The sequence below is a fragment of the Streptomyces sp. AcH 505 genome (assembly GCF_000818175.1).
GTDB lineage: Bacteria > Actinomycetota > Actinomycetes > Streptomycetales > Streptomycetaceae > Streptomyces.
Genome location: NZ_JTIY01000001.1, coordinates 4,352,743 through 4,357,684 on the forward strand (window position 1 = coordinate 4,352,743; position 4,942 = coordinate 4,357,684).

Sequence of the window (4,942 nt, forward strand, 5' to 3'; positions counted from 1 at the left end):
GACCCGCTGGCCGCCGCCGTCCTCGTCACCGACTCGGCCGACCTCGCCGCGGCGGTGGAGAAGGAACTGGAACCGCAGGTCGCCGCGGCCAAGCACAGCGCCGACCGGATCGGCCCCGCCCTCGCGGGACGGCAGTCCGCGATCGTCCTCGTCGACTCCATCGACGACGGACTGCGGGTGGTCGACGCGTACGGCGCCGAGCACCTGGAGATCCAGACCGACGACGCGGCGGCGGTGGCCGACCGGGTCCGCAACGCGGGCGCGATCTTCGTCGGCCCCTACGCGCCGGTCTCCCTCGGCGACTACGCCGCGGGCTCCAACCACGTCCTGCCGACCGGCGGCTGCGCCTGCCACTCCTCGGGCCTGTCCGTCCAGTCGTTCCTGCGCGGCATCCACGTCGTGGACTACAGCCGCGACGCGCTCGCCGAGGTCGCCCACCACGTGGTCACCCTGGCCGAGGCCGAGGACCTGCCGGCGCACGGCGCCGCGCTCAAGGCACGGTTCGGATGGAAGGTGCCGGTCGTATGACGGACATCGACGACCTGCCCATCCGCGACGAACTGCGCGGCAAGTCCCCGTACGGCGCGCCCCACCCGGACGTACCCGTCCAGCTGAACGTCAACGAGAACCCGTACCCGCTGCCCGAACCGCTCGTGGAGCGGATCGCCGAGCGGGTGCGCGAAGCGGCCCGCGGCCTCAACCGCTACCCCGACAGGGACGCGGTCGAGCTGCGCACCGAACTCGCCGCCTACCTGACCCGTACCGGCAAGTACCCGCTGACCGCGGCCCACGTGTGGGCGGCCAATGGCTCCAACGAGGTGCTCCAGCAGCTGCTGCAGACCTTCGGCGGACCCGGCCGCACCGCGATCGGCTTCGAGCCGTCGTACTCGATGCACAGCCTCATCGCGCGCGGCACCAGCACCGGCTGGATCTCGGGCCCCCGGCACGACGACTTCACCATCGACGTCGCCGCTGCCACGGCCGCCATCGCCGAGCACCGCCCCGAGGTCGTCTTCGTCACCACGCCCAACAACCCCACCGGCACCGCCGTCGGCGCCGACACCGTCCTCGCGCTGTACGAGGCCGCCCAGGCGGCCCGGCCCTCGCTGGTCGTCGTGGACGAGGCGTACGTCGAATTCAGCCACCACCCCTCGCTGCTCCCGCTCATCGAGGGCCGGCCCAACCTGGTCGTCTCCCGCACGATGTCCAAGGCGTTCGGCGCGGCGGGCCTGCGGCTCGGCTACTTCGCGGCCGACCCCGCCGTCGTGGACGCCGTCCAGCTCGTACGGCTGCCGTACCACCTGTCGGCCGTCACCCAGGCCACCGCGCTCGCCGCGCTCGAACACACCGATACGCTGCTCGGGTACGTCGAGCAGCTGAAGACCGAGCGTGACCGCCTGGTCGTCGAGTTGCGGGCCCTCGGCTTCGAGGTCACCGACTCGGACGCGAACTTCGTACAGTTCGGCCGCTTCGAGGACGCCCACGCGGCCTGGCAGCAGATCCTCGACCGGGGCGTCCTGATCCGGGACAACGGCGTGCCTGGCCGGCTGCGGGTCACCGCAGGCACCCCCTCCGAGAACGACGCGTTCCTCGACGCGGTACGTGAATTGACGAAGGAGCAGAGCGCATGAGCCGCATCGGCCGCGTGGAACGCAGTACGAAGGAAACCTCCGTCGTGGTCGAGATCGACCTCGACGGCCGGGGCGAGGTGGACGTGTCGACCGGAGTCGGGTTCTTCGACCACATGCTCGACCAGCTCGGCCGGCACGGCCTGTTCGACCTCACGGTCAAGACCGAGGGCGATCTGCACATCGACTCGCACCACACCATCGAGGACACCGCCCTCGCCCTCGGCGCCGCCTTCCGGCAGGCGCTCGGCGACAAGGTCGGCCTCTACCGCTTCGGCAACTGCACGGTCCCGCTGGACGAATCGCTCGCCGAGGTGACCGTCGACCTCTCGGGCCGCCCGTACCTGGTGCACACCGAGCCCGACAACATGGCGCCGATGATCGGCAGCTACGACACGACGATGACCCGGCACATCCTGGAGTCGTTCGTCGCCCAGGCCAGGGTCGCGCTGCACGTGAACGTCCCGTACGGACGCAACGCGCACCACATCGTCGAGTGCCAGTTCAAGGCACTCGCCCGCGCCCTGCGCTACGCCTCCGAGCGCGACCCGCGCGCGGTGGGAATCCTCCCCTCGACCAAGGGCGCGCTGTGACCGGCCTCAACACCCTGCTCATCCTGGCGGGGCTCTTCCTCGCCGGCGGCGTCTACTCGTTCATCAAGCAGAAGCTGCCCGTGGGCGTGATCGTCCTCGTGGCCCTCTGCTCGGTGTTCTGTCTGGTGGCCGGCATCCTGCGCATCAAGGGGCTGTGGGGCGGATGACCAAGCGAGTCGTCGTCTTCGACTACGGATTCGGCAACGTCCGCTCCGCCGAGCGCGCCGTCGCGCGGACCGGGGCCGAGGTCGAGATCACCCGCGACTTCGACCGGGCGATGAACGCCGACGGGCTGCTCGTCCCCGGCGTCGGCGCGTTCGCCGCCTGCATGGAGGGACTGACCGCCGCACGCGGCGAATGGATCATCGGCCGCAGGCTCGCGGGCGGCCGGCCGGTGCTCGGCGTCTGCGTCGGCATGCAGATCCTCTTCGCCCGCGGCATCGAGCACGGCGTGGAGACCGAGGGCCTGGACGAATGGCCCGGCAGCGTCGAGCCGCTGAAGGCCCCGATCGTGCCGCACATGGGGTGGAACACCGTCACCGCGCCCGACGACAGCGAACTGTTCGCCGGACTCGACGCAGAGGCCCGCTTCTACTTCGTGCACTCCTACGCCGTGCACCGGTGGGACCTCCAGGTCACCAACCCCAAGATCCGCTCACCCAGGGTCAGCTGGACCACTCACGGCGAGCCGTTCGTGGCCGCCGTCGAGAACGGCAGCCTGTGGGCCACCCAGTTCCACCCGGAGAAGTCCGGCGACGCCGGCGCCCAGCTGCTCACCAACTGGATCGGAACCCTCTGATGTCTCCTGTCCCCTCAGCGCCGAAGCTCGAACTCCTCCCCGCGGTCGACGTACGCGACGGCCAGGCCGTCCGGCTCGTCCACGGCGAGTCGGGCTCCGAGACCTCGTACGGCTCGCCCCTCGAAGCGGCCCTCGCCTGGCAGCGGTCGGGCGCCGAGTGGCTGCATCTGGTCGACCTGGACGCGGCCTTCGGCACCGGCGACAACCGCAAGCTGATCGCCGAGGTCGCCGACGCGATGGACATCAAGGTCGAGCTGTCCGGCGGCATCCGCGACGACGCCTCGCTCGCCGCTGCCCTCGCCACCGGCTGCACCCGCGTCAACCTCGGCACCGCCGCGCTGGAGACCCCCGAGTGGGTCGCGAAGATCATCGCCGAGCACGGCGACAAGATCGCCGTCGGTCTCGACGTACGCGGCACGACCCTGCGCGGCCGGGGCTGGACCCGGGACGGCGGCGACCTGTACGAGACGCTGGCCCGCCTCGACTCGGAGGGCTGCGCGCGCTACGTCGTCACCGACATCGCCAAGGACGGCACGCTCCAGGGCCCCAACCTGGAACTCCTGAAGAACGTCTGCGCCGCCACCGACAAGCCCGTCGTCGCGTCCGGCGGCGTCTCGTCCCTCCAGGACCTGCGCGCCATCGCCGCGCTCGTCCCCGAAGGAGTCGAGGGCGCGATCGTCGGGAAGGCGCTGTACGCCAACGCGTTCACCCTCGAAGAAGCACTTGCGGAGGTATCCCGATGAGCGGCGTACGCAGGATCTCGTCCACCAACCCGTGGGAGGACTCGATCGGTTACTCCCGCGCGGTGGAACTCCCCAACGGCCTCGTGCTGGTCTCGGGATGCACCTCGGTCATCGACGGCCGCATCGCCGAAGGCAGCCCGTACGAGCAGACCAAGACGGCGTTCGGTGTCGCGGTGACCGCCCTGCGCGAACTGAACCTCGAAGTCTCCGACGTGGTGCGCACCCGCATGTACATCACCCACGCCAGGGACGCCGACGACGTGGGCCGCGCCCACCACGAACTGTTCCACGACGTCCGTCCCGCGGCCTCGATGATCGTCGTGGCCGGCTTCATCGACCCGAGCCTGGTCGTCGAGGTCGAGGTGGAGGCGTACCGCTCGGGAGCGGCCACATGAGCCTCGCCGTCCGGGTCATCCCCTGCCTCGACGTGGACAACGGCCGCGTCGTCAAGGGCGTCAACTTCCAGAACCTGCGCGACGCGGGCGACCCGGTCGAGATGGCCAAGCTCTACGACGCCGAGGGCGCCGACGAGTTGACGTTCCTCGACATCACCGCGTCGTCCGGCGACCGCGAGACGACGTACGACGTGGTGCGCAGGACCGCCGAGCAGGTCTTCATCCCGCTGACGGTCGGCGGCGGTGTCCGTACGACGGAGGACGTCGACAAGCTGCTGCGGGCGGGCGCCGACAAGGTCGGTGTGAACACGGCCGCCATCGCGCGCCCCGAACTGATCCGCGAGATCGCGCAGCGATTCGGCCGCCAGGTGCTGGTCCTGTCCGTCGACGCGCGCCGCACCCCGGCCGGTTCCTTCGAGGTCACCACCCACGGCGGCCGCACGGGCACGGGCATCGACGCGGTCGAATGGGCGCGGCGCGCGGCGGAGTTGGGGGCGGGGGAGATCCTGCTCAACTCGATGGACGCGGACGGTACGAAGGACGGGTACGACGTCGAGATGATCGCGGCCGTGCGCAAGCACGTCACGATCCCGGTCGTGGCGTCGGGCGGCGCGGGCCGCCTGGCGGACTTCCCGCCGGCGATCGACGCGGGAGCGGACGCGGTACTGGCGGCGTCGGTCTTCCACTTCGGCGATTTGCGCATCGCGGAGGTCAAGTCAACGCTACGGACGGCGGGGCACCCGGTCCGCTAACCCCGCGCCCGGGGGCTGCGCCGCGTTCGGTT

General features: G+C 70.8%; 8 protein-coding genes. All 8 read left to right on the forward strand.

What is annotated here, in order from left to right; translation table 11 throughout:
* The coding region (locus HY68_RS19915) for a histidinol dehydrogenase (RefSeq protein WP_041990758.1) at window positions 1–528 on the forward strand (528 nt) is incomplete at its 5' end.
* Window positions 525–1,631 (forward strand): histidinol-phosphate transaminase, encoded by a 1,107-nt coding sequence (locus HY68_RS19920; protein WP_041990760.1) that lies wholly within the window; start codon window positions 525–527, stop codon window positions 1,629–1,631. The genes HY68_RS19915 and HY68_RS19920, both read left to right, overlap by 4 nt.
* Window positions 1,628–2,221, forward strand: a complete 594-nt coding sequence (hisB, locus tag HY68_RS19925) for an imidazoleglycerol-phosphate dehydratase HisB (RefSeq protein WP_041990762.1) — start codon at window positions 1,628–1,630, stop codon at window positions 2,219–2,221. The genes HY68_RS19920 and hisB overlap by 4 nt, the downstream gene beginning before the upstream one ends.
* Entirely contained in the window at window positions 2,218–2,388 is a 171-nt protein-coding gene (locus HY68_RS43885; protein WP_041990764.1) for a hypothetical protein, read from the forward strand. Before hisB ends, HY68_RS43885 begins: the two co-directional genes overlap by 4 nt.
* Window positions 2,385–3,020 carry an imidazole glycerol phosphate synthase subunit HisH gene (hisH, locus tag HY68_RS19935; protein WP_041990765.1) on the forward strand — a complete coding sequence of 212 codons (636 nt, stop codon included), beginning with the start codon at window positions 2,385–2,387 and terminating at the stop codon, window positions 3,018–3,020. The genes HY68_RS43885 and hisH overlap by 4 nt, the downstream gene beginning before the upstream one ends.
* On the forward strand, window positions 3,020–3,763 hold the full coding sequence (gene priA / locus HY68_RS19940) for a bifunctional 1-(5-phosphoribosyl)-5-((5-phosphoribosylamino)methylideneamino)imidazole-4-carboxamide isomerase/phosphoribosylanthranilate isomerase PriA (RefSeq protein ID WP_041990767.1): 744 nt from the start codon (window positions 3,020–3,022) through the stop codon (window positions 3,761–3,763). Before hisH ends, priA begins: the two co-directional genes overlap by 1 nt.
* On the forward strand, window positions 3,760–4,158 hold the full coding sequence (locus HY68_RS19945; protein ID WP_041990769.1) for a RidA family protein: 399 nt from the start codon (window positions 3,760–3,762) through the stop codon (window positions 4,156–4,158). Before priA ends, HY68_RS19945 begins: the two co-directional genes overlap by 4 nt.
* Window positions 4,155–4,910 (forward strand): imidazole glycerol phosphate synthase subunit HisF, encoded by a 756-nt coding sequence (gene hisF, locus HY68_RS19950; RefSeq protein ID WP_041990771.1) that lies wholly within the window; start codon window positions 4,155–4,157, stop codon window positions 4,908–4,910. Before HY68_RS19945 ends, hisF begins: the two co-directional genes overlap by 4 nt.
* Window positions 4,911–4,942 lie beyond the last annotated feature (32 nt).